The sequence below is a fragment of the Streptomyces viridosporus T7A genome (genome assembly GCF_008704515.1).
In the GTDB taxonomy this organism is placed as follows: domain Bacteria; phylum Actinomycetota; class Actinomycetes; order Streptomycetales; family Streptomycetaceae; genus Streptomyces; species Streptomyces viridosporus.
In genome coordinates this window covers 5,308,050-5,326,315 of sequence record NZ_CP023700.1, presented here as the reverse complement: position 1 = coordinate 5,326,315, position 18,266 = coordinate 5,308,050, and the positions used below count along the sequence as shown (strand labels likewise).

Annotated in this window: 14 protein-coding genes; 11 read left to right on the top strand and 3 right to left on the bottom strand. The window is 72.3% G+C overall.

What is annotated here, in order from left to right; genetic code table 11:
• Positions 1-77: 77 nt before the first annotated feature.
• Positions 78-1,112, top strand: coding sequence for a class II fructose-bisphosphatase (glpX, locus tag CP969_RS24770; protein WP_004983849.1), 1,035 nt, complete (start codon positions 78-80; stop codon positions 1,110-1,112).
• A gap of 182 nt (positions 1,113-1,294) precedes the next feature.
• Here the strand turns inward: glpX and CP969_RS24765 are convergent, their stop codons facing one another.
• Together CP969_RS24765 and CP969_RS24760 are read right to left on the bottom strand one after the other, a co-directional pair.
• The gene (locus tag CP969_RS24765; protein WP_004983853.1) at positions 1,295-1,672 is read right to left on the bottom strand and encodes a WhiB family transcriptional regulator; all 378 of its coding nucleotides are present in this window, start codon (positions 1,670-1,672) and stop codon (positions 1,295-1,297) included.
• 173 nt (positions 1,673-1,845) lie between these two features.
• A complete protein-coding gene (locus CP969_RS24760; RefSeq protein WP_004983855.1) occupies positions 1,846-2,541 on the bottom strand; it encodes a DUF1707 SHOCT-like domain-containing protein in 696 nt (231 codons plus the stop codon).
• A 145-nt stretch (positions 2,542-2,686) separates the two neighbouring features.
• Here CP969_RS24760 and CP969_RS24755 point away from each other — a divergent pair, with 145 nt between their 5' ends.
• The 5 genes from CP969_RS24755 (at position 2,687) to CP969_RS24735 (ending at position 10,662) form a co-directional block, all read left to right on the top strand.
• The gene (locus CP969_RS24755; RefSeq protein ID WP_004983858.1) at positions 2,687-4,363 is read left to right on the top strand and encodes a fumarate hydratase; all 1,677 of its coding nucleotides are present in this window, start codon (positions 2,687-2,689) and stop codon (positions 4,361-4,363) included.
• 549 nt (positions 4,364-4,912) lie between these two features.
• Positions 4,913-5,911 (top strand): M28 family metallopeptidase, encoded by a 999-nt coding sequence (locus tag CP969_RS24750; RefSeq protein ID WP_016824779.1) that lies wholly within the window; start codon positions 4,913-4,915, stop codon positions 5,909-5,911.
• 150 nt (positions 5,912-6,061) lie between these two features.
• Entirely contained in the window at positions 6,062-7,465 is a 1,404-nt protein-coding gene (locus CP969_RS24745) for a class II fumarate hydratase (protein ID WP_004983862.1), read from the top strand.
• A 71-nt stretch (positions 7,466-7,536) separates the two neighbouring features.
• Complete coding sequence (gene fomD, locus CP969_RS24740) at positions 7,537-8,238, top strand: cytidylyl-2-hydroxypropylphosphonate hydrolase (RefSeq protein WP_039830916.1); 702 nt, start codon at positions 7,537-7,539, stop codon at positions 8,236-8,238.
• Between the two features lie 276 nt (positions 8,239-8,514).
• Entirely contained in the window at positions 8,515-10,662 is a 2,148-nt protein-coding gene (locus CP969_RS24735) for a SpoIIE family protein phosphatase (protein WP_191093700.1), read from the top strand.
• Positions 10,663-10,755: 93 nt separating this feature from the next.
• On the opposite strand, the gene CP969_RS24730 is transcribed toward CP969_RS24735, so the two are convergent.
• On the bottom strand, positions 10,756-13,059 hold the full coding sequence (locus CP969_RS24730) for a transglycosylase domain-containing protein (protein ID WP_016824782.1): 2,304 nt from the start codon (positions 13,057-13,059) through the stop codon (positions 10,756-10,758).
• 272 nt (positions 13,060-13,331) lie between these two features.
• Here CP969_RS24730 and CP969_RS24725 point away from each other — a divergent pair, with 272 nt between their 5' ends.
• From CP969_RS24725 to CP969_RS24705, 5 genes are all read left to right on the top strand, one after another.
• The gene (locus CP969_RS24725; protein ID WP_016824783.1) at positions 13,332-14,267 is read left to right on the top strand and encodes an SPFH domain-containing protein; all 936 of its coding nucleotides are present in this window, start codon (positions 13,332-13,334) and stop codon (positions 14,265-14,267) included.
• Positions 14,264-14,557 carry a type II toxin-antitoxin system antitoxin gene (locus tag CP969_RS24720; RefSeq protein ID WP_016824784.1) on the top strand — a complete coding sequence of 98 codons (294 nt, stop codon included), beginning with the start codon at positions 14,264-14,266 and terminating at the stop codon, positions 14,555-14,557. The genes CP969_RS24725 and CP969_RS24720 overlap by 4 nt, the downstream gene beginning before the upstream one ends.
• Positions 14,558-14,662: 105 nt before the next feature.
• Positions 14,663-15,187: a PadR family transcriptional regulator gene (locus tag CP969_RS24715; protein WP_004983875.1), complete on the top strand. Its 525-nt coding sequence runs from the start codon at positions 14,663-14,665 to the stop codon at positions 15,185-15,187.
• Positions 15,184-15,876 carry an ABC transporter ATP-binding protein gene (locus CP969_RS24710; protein WP_004983877.1) on the top strand — a complete coding sequence of 231 codons (693 nt, stop codon included), beginning with the start codon at positions 15,184-15,186 and terminating at the stop codon, positions 15,874-15,876. The genes CP969_RS24715 and CP969_RS24710 overlap by 4 nt, the downstream gene beginning before the upstream one ends.
• Positions 15,873-18,209, top strand: a complete 2,337-nt coding sequence (locus CP969_RS24705; RefSeq protein WP_016824786.1) for an ABC transporter permease — start codon at positions 15,873-15,875, stop codon at positions 18,207-18,209. Before CP969_RS24710 ends, CP969_RS24705 begins: the two co-directional genes overlap by 4 nt.
• Positions 18,210-18,266: the final 57 nt, after the last annotated feature.

The window sequence follows — 18,266 nt, the reverse complement described above, 5'->3', positions numbered from 1 at the left end:
GCTCATTCTGAGCACCTGGCGATAGAGTCGTGACTCCACCCTCATCCGGCCGTCGTCGTACAGAAAGGTGCGCTCCGATGACCGAACACCATCACCTGCCGTCCGAGCTCGATGTGCCCTCCGAGGCCCCCGACCGCAACCTCGCCCTGGAGCTCGTACGGGTCACCGAAGCCGCGGCCATGGCCGCCGGCCGCTGGGTCGGACGCGGGGACAAGAACGGCGCCGACGGTGCCGCGGTGCGCGCCATGCGGACCCTCGTCTCCACCGTCTCGATGAACGGCGTCGTCGTCATCGGCGAGGGCGAGAAGGACGAGGCCCCGATGCTCTTCAACGGAGAGCGCGTGGGCGACGGGACCGGGCCGGAGTGCGACATCGCCGTCGACCCGATCGACGGCACCACGCTGACCGCCAAGGGCATGTCGAACGCGATCGCGGTGCTGGCCGCCGCCGAGCGCGGCTCGATGTTCGACCCCTCCGCCGTGTTCTACATGGACAAGCTGGTCACCGGGCCCGAGGCCGCCGACTTCGTCGACATCAACGCGCCGGTGAACGTGAACATCCGCCGGGTCGCCAAGGCCAAGCGGGTCACCCCCGAGGACGTCACCGTGGTGATCCTGGACCGGCCGCGGCACGAGGGCATCATCAAGGAGATCCGGGAGACCGGCGCGCGCATCAAGCTGATCACCGACGGCGACGTGGCCGGCTCGATCCTCGCCCTGCGCGAGGGCACCGGCATCGACCTGCTGCTCGGCGTCGGCGGCACTCCCGAGGGCATCATCTCGGCCTGCGCCGTGAAGTGCCTGGGCGGCACCATCCAGGGCAAGCTGTGGCCCAAGGACGACGAGGAGCGGCAGCGGGCCGTCGACGCCGGGCACGACCTGGACCGGGTGCTGACCACGGACGACCTGGTCTCCGGCGAGAACGTCTTCTTCGTGGCCACCGGCATCACCGACGGCGAGCTGCTGCGCGGGGTGCGCTACCGCTCCGAGACCGCCACGACCGACTCGATCGTGATGCGCTCCAAGTCGGGCACGGTCCGCCGGATCGACTCCGAGCACCGGCTGAGCAAGCTGCGGGCGTACAGCGCGATCGATTTCGACCGCGCCAAGTGACGGCCCCGCGCCCCGGAGCAGGACACTCCCCGACGTGAGACCGGACGAAAACGGTACAGGACCGAACGAAACCGGCACAGGATCGGCCGAAACCGGTACGGGACCGGCGTGAGGCCGGCATGAGCCGGCAAGAAGAAGGGCGCCCCCTGTGCGGAGAGGGCGCCCTTCTCGCGTGCCTACGGCTAACCGGCCGCGGCTATGCGTCCCGTCGTGCGCGCCGTCTTCTTCAGTTCCATCTCGCGCCGCCGGCGCCGGGCCAGCACCACGCGGCGCTCGGCGGCGGTCAGGCCGCCCCAGACGCCGTAGGGCTCGGGCTGGAGCAGGGCGTGCTCGCGGCACTCCACCATCACCGGGCAGCGTGCGCAGACCCGCTTGGCGGCCTCCTCGCGGGAGAGGCGGGCGGCGGTGGGTTCCTTCGAGGGGGCGAAGAACAGCCCGGCCTCGTCGCGCCGGCACACCGCCTCGGTGTGCCAGGGGGCCTCCTGGTCCCTGTCTCGCGGCGTCCCCCGCTGGGCCGGAACGGCGGCTACCTGCAGGGACGAATGCGGCGGTTGCAGCACGGTCTACTCCTGACGACGGCTTCGCGAGCGAGAGACGATGCAGCAAGGCTTACCCGTTGTGCGCGTGCCTATGCACTGAGTTCCGAACCGCCGCGTCCGGCACCGGATTTCACCGCCGACCCGCCCCGCCGCTCACGGACGGAGCGCCTCCGCTCCCGGCCGGCTCACCGGCGTCAACGGTCCAGGTGCTTGCGCAGACCCCGGTCGACCGAGCGCTGCACCTTGTCGAGGATGTCCGCCACGAGCTTGCCGCGCTTGGGCCGCGCCTCGACGTTGCCCAGCACCGCCCAGCCGTCCACGTAGACCACGGGGGCCTCGGGGTCGGCCGCGTCCAGCGTGTGCACCTCGAAGTTGCCGAGGACGCCGCCGCCCATGCCGCGCAGCGACACGTTCTCCGGGACGCGGACCTCGACGTTGCCGAAGACCGAGAACGCCTTGATCACCACCTGCTGGTGGTCGAAGAGCGCCTCGCTGAGGTCGATCTCGACGTTGCCGAAGACCGCGTACGCGTGGATGCGGCGGCCGGCCCGCCAGCGGCCCTTGCGGACGGCGGAGCTGAAGACCGCGACCACGTTGTCGTCGGGGTCCGCCGGGACCGCGCCGGCGGTGGGGCGGCTGGGCGCGAAGGCGTGGACCGTGCTGCGCCGGTGGGCGGCCGGGAGGTCCCGGATGAACACCTCGAGCTCCCCGACCGTCTTGGCGGCCAGCACACCCTCGACGCGCTCGGCGTGCTCGTCCGCGGTCAGCCGGCCCTCCGCGAGGGCCTCGCGCAGGAGGTCGGCGATGCGGTCGCGGTCGGCGTCCGAGGCGCGCAGGTCGGCGGGGCGCGGGGCCGTGTCCGGCTGTTGGGCGTGTTTCTGAAGGTCCACGGACACAGCGTACCCAAACGCGATAGATCGCGACTACCCCCCGTCGGGAACAACTGAGGACAACCTCACAAGCCCGCCATCGGGGGCAGGTCCTACGCTGGGAGCGCCCGCCGACGGAGGCGGGCCGTCGTCTGTCGAGTGAGGAATGGGCGAGATGCCTGAGTTCGAGTACGCCGATCTGCTCCCCACGGGAGAGGACACCACCCCCTACCGGCTGGTGACCTCCGAAGGTGTCTCCACCTTCGAGGCCGACGGGCGGACCTTCCTCAAGGTGGAGCCGGAGGCGCTGCGCAAGCTCGCCGAGGAGGCCATCAAGGACATCCAGCACTACCTGCGCCCCGCGCACCTCGCCCAGCTGCGCCGCATCATCGACGACCCGGAGGCCAGCGCCAACGACAAGTTCGTCGCCCTGGACCTGCTGAAGAACGCGAACATCGCGGCGGCCGGCGTGCTCCCCATGTGCCAGGACACCGGCACCGCGATCGTCATGGGCAAGCGCGGCCAGAACGTGCTGACCGGGGGCCGCGACGAGGAGGCCCTGTCCCGGGGCATCTACGACGCGTACCGGAACCTCAACCTGCGCTACTCGCAGATGGCCCCGCTCACCATGTGGGAGGAGAAGAACACCGGCTCCAACCTCCCCGCCCAGATCGAGCTGTACGCGACCGACGGCGACGCCTACAAGTTCCTGTTCATGGCCAAGGGCGGCGGCTCGGCCAACAAGAGCTTCCTGTACCAGGAGACCAAGGCCGTCCTGAACGAGACCTCCATGATGAAGTTCCTGGAGGAGAAGATCCGTTCGCTCGGTACGGCCGCCTGCCCGCCGTACCACCTGGCGATCGTCGTCGGCGGCACCTCGGCCGAGTACGCGCTGAAGACCGCCAAGTACGCCTCCGCCCACTACCTGGACGACATGCCGACCGAGGGCTCCCCGCTCGGCCACGGCTTCCGGGACAAGGAGCTGGAGGAGAAGGTCTTCGAGCTGACGCAGCGGATCGGCATCGGTGCCCAGTTCGGCGGCAAGTACTTCTGCCACGACGTCCGCGTGATCCGCCTGCCCCGCCACGGCGCGTCCTGCCCGGTCGCCCTCGCCGTCTCCTGCTCCGCCGACCGCCAGGCCGTCGCGAAGATCACCGCCGAGGGCGTCTTCCTGGAGCAGCTGGAGAAGGACCCGGCGCGCTTCCTGCCGGAGACCACGGACGAGCAGCTGGCCGACGAGGGCGAGGTCGTGCGCATCGACCTCAACCAGCCGATGGACGACATCCTGGCCGAGCTCACCAAGTACCCGGTGAAGACCCGGCTCTCGCTCACCGGCCCGCTGGTCGTGGCCCGCGACATCGCGCACGCCAAGATCAAGGAGCGGCTGGACGCGGGCGAGGAGATGCCGCAGTACCTCAAGGACCACCCGGTGTACTACGCCGGCCCGGCCAAGACCCCCGAGGGCTACGCCTCCGGCTCCTTCGGCCCGACCACGGCCGGCCGGATGGACTCCTACGTCGAGCAGTTCCAGGCGGCGGGCGGCTCCAAGGTGATGCTCGCCAAGGGCAACCGCAGCAAGCAGGTCACCGACGCGTGCAAGGCGCACGGCGGCTTCTACCTCGGCTCCATCGGCGGCCCGGCGGCGCGCCTGGCCCAGGACTGCATCAAGAAGGTCGAGGTCCTCGAGTACGAGGAGCTGGGCATGGAGGCCGTCTGGAAGATCGAGGTCGAGGACTTCCCGGCGTTCGTCGTCGTCGACGACAAGGGCAACGACTTCTTCCAGGACCCGGCGCCGCAGCCGACGTTCACGAGCATTCCGGTGCGGGGGCCGGGTCTGGGCTGACCCCGGCGGGGGCCGACGCGGTCAGGCCCTGAGCAAGGAACCCGCCGGGCGCCCGGCTCCCCTCGGGCCGGCCGGACCGCCGGACTCGAACCCCTCACAGGCGGCGCGGCCCGCACCACTCGTAGACGGCTCGTAGACGGCGCGGCCCGGACCACCCCACCCCGGGGTGGTGCGGGCCGCGCCGTCGGTCCCGACCAGGAACCTGGCCCCGCGGCGCTCCCCGCGGCCGCCGCCCCGGTCCGGCCGCCGACGCCGGATGGCCACCGGGCCCGGCGCACCCGCCGGCCACCGTCACGCCGTGCCGGTCCCCCGGCATCCCGTCGCCGTAGGTCCGGGTCGGCCCGGACCGTCACCTCTTCGGGCGGGCGCCCGCCACCGGCCGTCCGGATAACGGACCCGGCTTGCTTTTTTCGGACAACCTGCCCGCACGGGCCCCGATTCCGTTGCCACCTTCAACCGCTGCTGCGACTCTTCCCACCAGTCCGTCATGTGCATGCCATCACGGGAGCGCCTGCGGACACCCCACCGCCACCTCTCCGAGGAGACCTGGTGATACGAAGACTTGCAGGGGCGAGCCTCTCCCTCGCCGTCGTACTGGGCGCCGCGGCACTCCCCGCCGCCGCAGGCCCGGCGACCGCCTCCACCACCACCGCGAACGTGAGCGCCGCGCCCGACGTCGACGTGGCCAAGGTGCGAGCGCACCTGAGCGAACTGAGCGCCATCGCCGGCCGCAACGGCGGCAACCGCCGCTCCACCACCCAGGGCTACCGCGACTCCGTCGCCTATGTGAAGGGCAAGCTGCAGGCGGCCGGCTACACCGTCACCGAACAGCCCTGCACCTCCGGCTGCACCAGCGGGGCCGGTCCCAACCTGATCGCCGAGTGGCCGCGCGGCGACGCGAACAACGTGTACATGTTCGGGGCCCACCTCGACGGCGTCGCGGCGGGTCCCGGCATGAACGACAACGGCTCCGGCTCGGCCGCGCTCCTCGAGAACGCCCTGGCGCTGGCGCAGCAGAACCCCACGATGCGCAACCGGGTCCGCTTCGCCTGGTGGACCGACGAGGAACAGGGCCTCAACGGCTCCGCCTTCTACGTCCGTTCGCTCTCCTCGGCCGAACGCGCCAGGATCCGGGCGTACTACAACTTCGACATGGTCGCCTCCACCAACGGCGGCTACTTCATCAACCACATCACCTCCTCGGCCGCCGCGCCGATGAAGGCGTACTGGGACTCGCTGGGCCTGCGGCCCGAGGAGAACACCGAGGGCGCCGGACGCAGCGACGACTACTCCTTCCAGCGGTACGGCATCCCGACCTCCGGCTACGCGATGGGCGCCGGTGCCCGCAAGACGTCCGCGCAGGCCGCCAAGTGGGGCGGCACCGCCGGCGCGTCCTACGACCCCTGCTACCACCGCGCCTGCGACACCCTCTCCAACATCAACACCACCGGCCTGGACCGCGCCGCCGACGGCATCGCCCACACCCTCTGGCAGCAAGCCGTGCAGACGGGCCTCCTGGCCGACGACGCGTCCCCCCGGGGCACCTGACCGGCGCCCGCCCCCACCCGGTGCTCCGCCCCGCCGCCCCCTCGCGGCGGGGCGGAGTCCGTTCCGGGTACCCGCGCGGGATGCTGGCAAGGGGGCCGTCCGGAATACACCCGGCCCGGACCGCTGCTGTGAATCTTCGGAGGTACGACGATGACGACCACGGACGACGCCCGGAACCACCGCATCGAGCACGATTCCATGGGGGAGGTGAAAGTCCCGGCCGACGCCAAGTGGCGCGCCCAGACCCAGCGCGCCGTGGAGAACTTCCCGATCTCCGGGCAGCGCCTCGAACGCGCCCACATCGAGGCCCTCGCCCGCATCAAGGGCGCCGCGGCGAAGGTGAACGCCCGGCTGGGGGTGCTGGACCAGGACGTCGCCGAGGCGATCCAGGAGGCGGCCGCCGAGGTCGCCGAGGGCCGGTGGGACGAGCACTTCCCGGTCGACGTGTTCCAGACCGGCTCCGGCACCTCGTCCAACATGAACACCAACGAGGTCCTCGCCACCCTCGCCGGCGAACGGCTCGGCCGGGACGTGCACCCCAACGACCACGTCAACGCCTCGCAGTCGTCCAACGACGTCTTCCCGTCCTCGATCCACATCGCCGCCACCGCCGCCGTCACCCGCGACCTGGTCCCGGCCCTGGAGCACCTGGCGGCCTCCCTGGAGCGCAAGGCCGAGGAGTTCGCCGACGTGGTGAAGTCCGGGCGCACGCACCTGATGGACGCCACGCCCGTGACCCTCGGCCAGGAGTTCGGCGGATACGCGGCCCAGGTGCGGTACGGGGTCGAGCGGCTGAACGCCTCCCTGCCCCGCCTCGCCGAACTGCCCCTCGGCGGGACCGCCGTCGGCACCGGCATCAACACCCCGCCGGGCTTCTCCGCCGCCGTCATCGAGGAGGTCGCCCGGGCCACCGGGCTGCCGCTGACCGAGGCGCGCGACCACTTCGAGGCGCAGGGCGCCCGGGACGGGATCGTGGAGACCAGCGGCCAGCTGCGGACCATCGCCGTCGGTCTGACGAAGATCACCAACGATCTGCGGTGGATGGCGTCCGGACCCCGCACCGGACTGGCCGAGATCAGTCTCCCCGACCTCCAGCCCGGCTCCTCGATCATGCCCGGCAAGGTCAACCCGGTCGTCCCGGAGGCCGTGCTCATGGTCTGCGCGCAGGTCGTCGGCAACGACGCGACCGTGGCCACCGCCGGCGCCTCGGGCAACTTCGAGCTCAACGTCATGCTGCCGGTCATCGCCAGGAACGTGCTGGAGTCGATCCGGCTGCTCGCGAACGCCTCCCGGCTGCTCGCCGACCGCACGGTCGACGGGATCGTCGCGCACCGCGACCGCGCCCGGGAGTACGCCGAGTCCTCGCCCTCCGTCGTCACCCCGCTCAACAGGTACATCGGCTACGAGGAGGCCGCCAAGGTCGCCAAGAAGGCGCTGGCCGAGCGGAAGACCATCCGGCAGGTGGTGCTGGAGAGCGGCTACGTCGAGCGCGGCGACCTCACCGTGGAGCAGCTCGACGAGGCGCTGGACGTCCTGCGGATGACACGCCCGTGAAACATCGCGCCCCGGGGTGAACCACGGCGGGTACCGCAGCGTCGTGTGTCCGGGACACCTAATATCTGCGCATGACAGAGGGCGGAACGGTGAGAGGCGCCGGACACGGGGAAGCGGGCGGTGCGGCGGGCTTCTGGGCACCCGGGGCGCAGATCCTGTGGCGGTACCGGGAGAACGGCGGCGCGCACTTCCACATCGCGCGCCCCGTCACGGTCGTCCGCGACGACCCGGAGCTGCTCGCCGTGTGGATGGCGCCCGGCACCGAGTGCGTGAAGCCGGTGCTCGCCGACGGCACCCCCGTGCACCGGGAGCCGCTGGCCACCCGGTACACCAAGCCGCGCACCGTGCAGCGCGACCGCTGGTTCGGCACCGGTGTGCTGAAGCTGGCCCGGCCCGGTGAGCCCTGGTCGGTGTGGCTGTTCTGGGACCCGGGCTGGCAGTTCAAGAACTGGTACGTGAACCTGGAGGAACCGCTGGCCCGTTGGGCGGGCGGGGTGGACTCCGAGGACCACTTCCTGGACATCTCGGTGCACCCGGACCGCAGCTGGCACTGGCGGGACGAGGACGAGTTCGCGCAGGCGCAGCACGACGGTCTGGTGGACGAGGAACTGGCCGGGAGGATACGGGAGGCCGGCCGGGCCGCGGTGGCGGCGATCGAGGCCTGGGCGCCGCCCTTCTCGGAGGGCTGGCAGAACTGGCGTCCGGATCCGTCCTGGGCGGTACCGTCACTGCCACAGGACTGGGACCGCACGTCCGTGCACGTGTCCCCATGAGACCCTTGATACGCCCCCGGGCAAGAAACGTAGGATCGTCCTCCGCAAGGAACAGGGCATCAACCGACGGAACACACGCTGAGCTTGACCGATCGTCACCGAGGGGCGGCAAGACGTGAGCGAGGGGTACGGCAACACCGGTACGGGCCGGGGACGGTCGTCCGGCGGCACAGGCACAACCTCCGACCACGCGGGGACCCCGTTCCCGAGGCGCGTATTCCGGGTATCGGAGTTTCGGCGGGACGAACCGCGCGCACGGCGCGCAGCCCCGGACGGATGGACTTCACGCGCGTGACGGAGCAGCCGACCTCCTTCGACCGCCCGCAGCCGGGCGCGGACCCCGGGGATCCCCGCGGGGCGCTCGTGCACGCCCAGGAACCGGCCCGTGCGCCGGGCACGGGAGCCGCCTTAGCGGCACAGGCCCGCTCCGGCGGTGAGTCCGCCGCGTCCCAGGCCGCCTCCCCCGCGCCGTCGGGGGCCGCGCCGGAGACGGCCGCCCCCGGCGGCAGCGGGCAGGACACGGTCACCGGCCCCGCCTCCGAGCACTCCCAGCCGGGCGCCGAGCACGGTGCCGGGCCGGACGCGCACCGGCCGCGGCCCACGTCCGAGGGCATCCCGGTCCAGCCGGCCGCGGGCCAGGAGGGCCGCCCGGTGCAGGGCCCGGACGGCCGGGAGCGCCGCACCGGGCAGGTCACGCCGCCCGGACGGCCCACGCCGATGCGGCGGGACGGGGACCGGCTGCGGTTCGTCGGCGCGGCGACCCGGCGGATCGCCCGCGGCATCGACCTGGACGAGATCGTGATGGGGCTGTGCCGGGCCACCGTGCCCACCTTCTCCGACGCGATCCTGGTCTACCTGCGCGAACCGCTGCCGGTCGGCGACGAGCGGCCCACCGGTCCGCTGGTGCTGCGGCTGCGGCGCAGCGACCGGATCCCCGCCGACCGCGACACCGAGGGCGGGTTCGCCCCGATCGCGCCGCCGGAGCCGAACGAGCTGGACTCGGTCGGCGAGGAGCTGTGCACGGTGCGGCCCGGCAGCGCGCTCGCCGAGGTGCTGCGCGGCGTCCGGCCGGTGTTCACGGACGCGCCGGCCGCCCGCGCCGCGCTGCCCGAACTCCTCGGTGAGCAGGGCGCGACGGCCGTGCCGGACGGGCAGCGGGCGATCCTCGCGCCGCTGCGCGGCCGGCGCCGGGTCATCGGCGCCGCGCTGTTCCTGCGCCGTCCGGAGCGCATCCCGTTCGAGGCCGACGACCTGCTGGTCGCCGCGCAGCTCGCCACGCACAGCGCCCTCGGCATCGACAAGGCGGTGCTGTACGGGCGCGAGGCGTACATCGCGGACGAGCTGCAGCGCACCATGCTGCCGGAGCACCTGCCCCGCTGCACCGGTGTGCGGCTGGCGTCCCGCTACCTGCCGGCCGCGGAGACCGCGCGGGTCGGCGGCGACTGGTACGACGCCATTCCGCTGCCGGGCAGCCGGGTCGCGCTGGTCGTCGGGGACGTCATGGGGCACTCCATGACGTCGGCCGCGATCATGGGCCAGCTGCGCACCACCGCGCAGACCCTGGCCGGGCTGGACCTGCCCCCGCAGGAGGTGCTGCACCACCTCGACGAGCAGGCCCAGCGGCTCGGTGTGGACCGCATGGCGACCTGCCTGTACGCGGTCTACGACCCGGTCTCGCACCGCATCACCATCGCCAACGCCGGCCATCCGCCGCCCGTCCTGCTGCACCTGGGCGGCCGGGCGGAGGTGCTGCGGGTGCCCGCGGGCGCCCCGATCGGCGTCGGCGGGGTGGACTTCGAGGCCGTGGAGCTGGAGGCGCCCGCCGGGGCGACCCTGCTGCTGTACACCGACGGGCTGGTGGAGTCCCGGCTGCGGGACGTGTGGACCGGTATCGAGCAGCTGCGCGAGAAGCTCGCCGCGACCGCGCAGCTGACCGGCCCGGACCATCCACCGCCGCTGGAGGCGCTGTGCGACGAGGTGCTGGACATGCTCGGTCCGGGCGACCGGGACGACGACATCGCGCTGCTCGCCGCCCGCTTCGACGGGATCGCGCCGAGCGACGTGGCGTACTGGTTCCTGGAGCCGGAGGACGCCGCCCCCGGCCGGGCCCGCCGCCTCGCCCGGCGGGCGCTGTCCCGCTGGGGCCTGGAGGAGCTGACCGACTCGGTGGAGCTGCTGGTCAGCGAGGTGGTGACCAACGCCGTGCGGTACGCCACCCGGCCGGTCACCCTGCGGCTGCTGCGCACCGACGTGCTGCGCTGCGAGGTCGGCGACGACGTGCCGCAGCTGCCGCGGCTGCGGCAGGCGCGCGCCACGGACGAGGGCGGGCGCGGGCTGTACCTGGTGAACCGGCTGGCCCGGCGGTGGGGCGCGACCCGGCTGAGCACGGGCAAGGTGGTGTGGTTCGAGCTGAACCACGGCTGAGGACGGGCCGCGGCCGGACCGTACGAAGGCGCCGAGGGGCGCCCGGTGAGTTCACCGGGCGCCCCTCGGCGCCTTCCCCCGTCCGTTCTCCGCCTACTCGCCCAGTCCTTGCCGCTCCTGGCCCGGGTCGCCCGGCTCCTCCGGGTCACCGGCCGTCGGCGGCTGGGTCGTCGGGCTCTGGGTCGGCGTCTGGGTCGTCGGACTCTGGGTCGGTGCCTGGGTCGTCGGGCTCTGCGACGGTGCCTCGGTCGTCGGGCTCTGCGACGGCTCCTCGGTGGCCGACTCCTCGGTGCTCGGCTCCTCGGTCGGCGTCTGCGACACCGACGGCTCCGAGGACGGCTCCACGGCCGCGCCCTGCTTCGTCTCCAGGTCGAACGTGCTGGTCCCCTCCGTCACGCCGAAGGTGTACGCCGCCCAGATCTGCGCCGGGAAGCCACCGCCGTTGACCCGGGGCTCGCCGCCCGCGCCGTACATCTCCACCTGCTTGTGCGGGGGTTCGTCGTCCTCGCCGAACAGGCCGACCGCGGTCACCAGGTCGGGGGTGAAGCCGACGAACCAGGCCGACTTGTTGTTGTCCGAGGTCCCGGTCTTGCCGGCGACCTGCTGGCCGTCGCGCAGCGGGTTGTCGCGGACGGCCCGGCGCGCCGTACCGTCGTCGACCACGCCGGTCAGCACCGAGGTGACCGTGTCGGCGGCCTCGCGGCTGATGGCCTGCTCACCGACCGCGTCGGGCAGGGTGACGGTCCGGCTGCGGTGCTCCGCGGACTTGACGATCGCCGGAGTGGTCTTCCTGCCGTGGTTGTCGAGCGTGGCGTAGACGCCGGCCATCTCCAGCGGGCTGGCGCCCATGGAGCCCAGGGTCTGCGCGGGCACCGCCGGGAGGCCCTCGACGTCCATGCCGAGCTTGCCCGCGGTCTCCATCACCCGCTCCATGCCGACGTCGACGCCCATCTGCGCGAAGACGGAGTTGACCGACTTGTTCATCGCCGTCTGGACGGTGATGTCGCCGTAGTTCCCGTCGTCCTCGTTCTCGGGGGCGAAGCCGACCTTCCGGCCGCCGTCCACGACCGGACGCTCGCTGGTGCCGTCGTAGACGGTGCCGGCCGTGATCGGCCGGCCGTCCTGCGTCTCGGCCCCCTCCTCCACGGCGGCGGCCAGGATGACCGGCTTGAAGGTGGAGGCGGGCTGGTAGTCGTCACGGGTGGCGTTGTTGAAGTAGTGCTTCAGGTAGTCCACGCCGCCGTACATCGCCACGACCGCGCCCGTCTTGGGGTCCACGGACACGGCGCCGGCCTGGACGTCCGCGTCGACCTCGCGCTCCTTCGGGTCCAGCTTGCCGGTGAGCTGGTCCTTGACGGCCTTCTCCAGCGCCGCCTGCTTCTTCTTGTCGATGTTGAGCGTGATGGTCCAGCCGCCGGCGTCGACGAGCGCGTCGGCCTGCTTGGCGTCCTCGGCGCTGCCGTCGGCGACCAGTTGCTTCTTCAGCGCGTTGTTGGCCTCGTTCACCAGGTAGCCGGTCTGGCCCGCCATGCCCGGGTCGCCCTTGGGCTCCTTCGGTACCGGGAACTCCATGCCCGAGCGCTCGGACCGCTCGAGCCAGCCCTCCTCGACCATGTTGTCCAGGACGTAGTTCCAGCGGTTCTTGACCAGCTTCTTGCCGGTCTCGGAGGCGACCGCCCAGTCGTACTGGCTCGGCGCCTGGAGCAGTGCGGCGAGGTACGCGCCCTGCTCGACCGTCAGGTCCTCGGCGTCGACGCGGTAGTAGGCCTGGGCGGCGGCCTGGACGCCGTGGGCGCCCCGGCCGTAGTAACTGGTGTTGATGTAGCCGGCGAGGATGTAGTCCTTGGACTTCTCCCGGTCCAGCTTCAGCGAGATGACCAGTTCCTTCAGCTTGCGCGAGACGGTCTGTTCCTGCGTCAGGTAGTAGTTCTTGACGTACTGCTGGGTGATCGTCGAACCGCCCTGCGCGCCCTTGCCGGAGACCGTGTTGAGCAGTCCGCGCGCGGTGCCCTTCAGGTCGACGCCGGCGTCGCTGTAGAAGGTCTTGTTCTCGGCGGCGACGAAGGCCCGCTGGACCGGCCGGGGGATCTGCGCCAGGTCGACGACCTCACGGTTGACCTCGCCGGTGCGGGCCATGATCGAGCCGTCGCTGTACTTGTAGACGTTGCTCTGCCGGGTCGCGTCGGCGTTCCCCTCGGGGATGTCGATCATCATGTACAGCACGATGAAGGCGCCCATGCCGAGCAGGCAGAGCGAGAAGAACGTGCCGACGATCTTCTTCCAGGTGAAGAGGCGGCGTATGCCGCCGCGCCCGCCCTCCTGGGACGAACGGCGACCCCCGGGAGCCGCCCGGCGCCCACCGCGCTGCCGTGCGCGTCTTTCTTCCGCTCGTCCCATGCGTCCGTTCCGCTCCGCTTCGCTCATGTGTGCGCCACTGCCACACAGGTTCGCCGCTCAGGTCAGCTCAGAAAGCTAACACCGGGAGCTATGACAAAGAGCGGCTGATCCGGTCTTTACGGACGTGACAATCAGCACCCGTCCCCATGGAACCGACGTACGAGAGGGGCACGGGGTTGCCGTGATGCGTTAAAGTGATATCACTTGGATAAGCAGACGCTAGCCGTGCACACCGCGCACGGGGCGCCCGAAGGAACGGGGGACCACTACTCATGTCCACACACGACGCACCGGTCACGGCCGACGTGCCCGAGATGCCGGCTCCGCGCGTGCGGGAGTTCGCCGCGCACAGCATCGGAGGCGGGCTGGCGCTGCTGCTCGGCCTGGTCGGGCTGCTGGTCGGCGCGGGGCTGATCGTCTCCGCCACGGCGGTCGCCGCGACCGGCGCCAAGGCCGCGCTGATCATCGGCGGCATCCTCGTCGCGCTCGCCGCCTCCCTCGCGATGAGCGGGCTGAACATGGTGGCGCCGGGCGAGGCGCGGGTGGTCCAGCTCTTCGGCCGGTACCGGGGCACGATCCGGCAGGACGGCCTGCGCTGGGTGAACCCCTTCACCTCGCGCACCAAGATCTCCACCCGTGTGCGCAACCACGAGACCGCCGTCCTCAAGGTCAACGACGCCTACGGCAACCCGATCGAGCTCGCCGCGGTCGTGGTGTGGCGGGTGGAGGACACCGCCCAGGCCACCTTCGAGGTGGACGACTACGTCGAGTTCGTCTCCACCCAGACCGAGGCGGCCGTCCGGCACATCGCCATCGAGTACCCCTACGACGCCCACGACGAGGACGGCCTCTCGCTGCGCGGCAACGCCGAGGAGATCACCGAGAAGCTCGCCGTCGAACTGCACGCGCGCGTGGAGGCGGCCGGTGTGCAGATCATCGAGTCCCGCTTCACGCACCTCGCCTACGCCCCCGAGATCGCCTCGGCGATGCTCCAGCGGCAGCAGGCGGGCGCGGTCGTGGCGGCGCGGCAGAAGATCGTGGAGGGCGCCGTCGGCATGGTCGAGTCGGCGCTGGCCCGGATCGCCGAGCAGGACATCGTGGAGCTGGACCCCGAGCGCAAGGCGGCGATGGTGTCCAACCTGATGGTGGTGCTGTGCGGGGACCGCTCCGCGCAGCCGGTCCTCAACACCGGGACCCTCTACCAGTGACCGGCCCCTCGGACCCCACCGAGGGGGCGGCTCCTCGGCGCAGGCCGCAGCAGCGCAAGCAGGTGCTGCTGCGGCTGGACCCCCTGGTGTACGAGGCGCTGGCCCGCTGGGCGGGCGACGAGCTGCGCTCGGCCAACGCCCAGATCGAGTTCCTGCTGCGCCGGGCGCTCGCCGAGGCGGGCCGCCTGCCCGGCGGGGCGGGCCCCCTCCCCCGCCGGGGCCGTCCCCCCGCGCCGCCGTCGGGCGGCGCACCCCGCGGACCCTCCGGCGACTCCTCCGGCCCCCGGTGACGGAACCGTGACAATCGGCCCCCACCTGGGGGTCCGCGCCTCCCGCCCCGATCTGTGCACGCGACGTATACACGGGACGTATACACCGTGTGTAGAGTGCTCGACATGTCCATCGGTCACACCCTTCTGGGGCTCCTGGAGTCCGGCCCGCGCCACGGCTACGACCTGAAGCGGGCCTTCGACGAGAAGTTCGGTCACGACCGGCCGCTGCACTACGGCCAGGTCTATTCGACGATGTCCCGCCTGCTGAAGAACGGGCTCGTCGAGGTCGACGGCATCGAGTCCGGCGGCGGCCCCGAGCGCAAGCGGTACGCGATCACCGAGGCCGGCGTCACCGACGTCGAGCGCTGGCTCGCCACGCCGGAGAAGCCGGAGCCGTACCTGCAGTCGACCCTCTACACCAAGGTCGTCCTCGCGCTGCTCACCAGCCGCGACGCCGCCGACATCCTCGACACCCAGCGCTCGGAGCACCTGCGCAGCATGCGGATCCTCACCGACCGCAAGCGCAAGGGCGACCTGGCCGACCAGCTCATCTGCGACCACGCCCTGTTCCACCTGGAGGCCGACCTGCGCTGGCTGGAGCTGACCGCGGCGCGCCTCGACCGGCTCCGCGAGGCGGTGACCCGATGACCTCCGCCCCCGCCGGCACCCTGCTCGCCGCCCAGGACCTGCGCAAGGCCTACGGCCCGACGACCGCGCTCGACGGCGCCGCGTTCTCCATCCACCCCGGCGAGGTCGTCGCCGTGATGGGCCCCTCCGGGTCGGGCAAGTCGACGCTGCTGCACTGCCTCGCCGGCATCGTCATGCCCGACTCCGGGTCGATCCTGTACAACGGGCGCGAGCTGACCGCGATGAACGACGCCGGGCGCAGTGCGCTCAGGCGCTCGGAGTTCGGCTTCGTCTTCCAGTTCGGGCAGCTCGTGCCGGAGCTGACCTGTGTGGAGAACGTCGCCCTGCCGCTGCGGCTGAACGGCGCCCCCCGCAAGGAGGCCGAGCGGGCGGCGCTGACCTGGCTGGAGCGCCTGGAGGTCGACGACGTCCGCAGGAAGCGGCCCGGCGAGGTCTCCGGCGGCCAGGGGCAGCGGGTCGCCGTGGCCAGGGCCCTGGTCACGAACCCGCGAGTGGTGTTCGCCGACGAGCCGACCGGCGCGCTGGACTCGTTCAACGGCGAGCGCGTGATGGAACTGCTCACCGAGGCCGCCCGGTCCACCCACGCCGCCGTCGTCCTCGTCACCCACGAGGCGCGGGTGGCCGCGTACTCCGACCGCGAGATCGTCGTGCGCGACGGGAAGTCCCGGGACATGGAGCGCGCCGTATGAGTGCCGGGCAGTGGGCCCGGGATCTGATGATGGGCACCCGGTTCGCCTTCGCCGGCGGACGCGAGGGGTGGATCAGGGCGGTGCTCACCGCCGTCGGCGTCGGACTGGGGGTGGCCCTGCTGCTGCTCACCACCGCCCTGCCGAACGCCCTGGAGGAGCGCGGCCGCCGCGAGGAGGCGCGCCTCAACTACACCTACTCCTCGGAGCGCCTCGCCAAGGCGGACGACACCCTGGTCACCGCGGACATCGACACCACCTACCTGGACCGGGAGGTCCGCGGCCGGCTGCTGGAGCCGGAAGGTCCCGAGGCGCCGCTGCCGCCGGGCCTGGAGGAGTTCCCGGCGGCCGGCGAGATGGCCGTCTCCCCCGCGCTGAAGGAGCTGCTGGACTCCGACCGCGGCGAACTGCTGCGCGAACGGCTGCCGTACGAGGTCGTGGGCACGATCGGCGAGCAGGGGCTCATCGGCTCGCAGGAGCTCGCCTACTACGCCGGCGCCACGGGGCTCGCGGAGCGGATCGACGGCTCCACGGTGGCCCGCATCGACGAGTTCGGGGACCCCGAGCCGACGGACACCGAGACGGACCCGGTCCTGGTCCTGCTGGTCCTGGTCGTCTTCGTGGTGCTGCTGATGCCGGTCACCGTGTTCATCGCCGCGGCCGTGCGGTTCGGCGGCGAGCGGCGCGACCGCCGGCTGGCGGCGCTGCGGCTGGTCGGCTCCGACAGCCGGGCGACCCGGCGGATCGCCGCGGGCGAGGCACTCGCCGGGGCACTGCTCGGGCTGGTCCTCGGCACCGGCTTCTTCCTGATCGGGCGTGAGGTCGTCGCCTCCTTCGAGGTGTTCGGCGTCAGCGTGTTCCCCAGTTACCTGAACCCCTCGCCGCTGCTGGCCCTGCTGGTCGCGGTGGCGGTCCCGGCGGCGGCGGTGCTGGTGACGCTGCTCGCGCTGCGCGGAGTGGTCATCGAACCGCTGGGCGTGGTGCGCACGGCGCGTCCCGCGCGGCGCCGGCTGTGGTGGCGGCTGCTGCTGCCGCTGGCCGGCGTCGGCCTGCTCGCGCCCATGATCGGCCAGGGCCGGGAGGGCGGGAACTTCAACCAGTACCTGGTCGTCGGCGGCGTCGTCTGCCTGCTCGTCGGGGTGACCGCGCTGCTCCCCTGGGTGGTCGAGACGGTCGTCTCCCGGCTCGGCGCCGGCAGCCTGTCCTGGCAACTGGCGGTGCGGCGCCTGCAGCTGAGCAGCGGTGCGGCGGCCCGCATGGTCAACGGCATCGCGGTCGCGGTGGCCGGGGCGATCGCGCTGCAGATGCTGTTCGCCGGGGTGGAGGACGACTACACCGAGGCCACCGGCTACGACGTGTCCCGGGCCCAGATGCAGATGCGGGTGCCCGCGGGCAGGGAACTCCCCGCGGTCGCGGCGGAGCTGGAGGGGACCGAGGGCGTGCGGAAGGTCTACGCCCTGTCCGAGGGCTACCTCACCGACGCGCCGCCGGGGGAGGAGCCGGAGCACGGCGCGTTCCTGACCGTCGGCGACTGCGCCACCCTGCGGGAGCTCGCGAAGCTGCCGGACTGCCGGGACGGCGACGTGTTCGTGCTCAGCGGCAGTGGGTACGACGACGAGAGCGCGGTGCTGAACCGGCCCGGCCGGAAGCTGTACGCGGAGACGCCCGAGGGCCCCGACCGGGACGGGGCCGTCTCCTGGACGCTTCCCGAGGACATGAAGCAGGCCCGCTCGATCGAGGACCCGACCGGCACCCTGCGCAACGGCTTCATGGCGACCCCCGGCGCGCTGCCCGAGGCCCTGGCGAAGGAGCTCCGCGGGGAGCTGTACCTGGCGGTCGACGACTCGGTGCCGTACGCCCGCGAGCACGTGCGCAACGCGGCGGCCGGGATCGACCCGCTGATCAGTCCGGCGACGTGGTACACCACCGAGCGCACCGGGCGCTTCGACTCCATCCGCACCGGCCTGTTCGTCGGCGCCACGGCCGTGCTCGCGCTGATCGGGGCCAGCCTGCTGGTCTCCCAGCTGGAGCAGTTGCGCGAACGCCGCAAGCTGCTGTCGTCCCTGGTCGCCTTCGGCACCCGGCGGCGCACGCTGAGCCTGTCGGTGCTGTGGCAGACGGCGATCCCGATCGGGCTGGGGCTGCTGCTGGCGTCGGCGGTGGGCATGACGCTGGGCGCGGTGCTGCTGCGGATGACCGGGACGTCGGTCCGCGTGGACTGGCCGAGCGTGCTGCAGATGACCGGGATCGGCGCGGCGGTGGTCGTGGTGGTGACCCTGCTGAGCCTGCCGCCCCTGCTGCGCATGATGCGCCCGGACGGCCTGCGCACGGAGTAGCCCGGCCCCGCCGGGGCGAAGGGGGCGGGAGGCGTGCGGGGCGCCGGACGGGCCGCG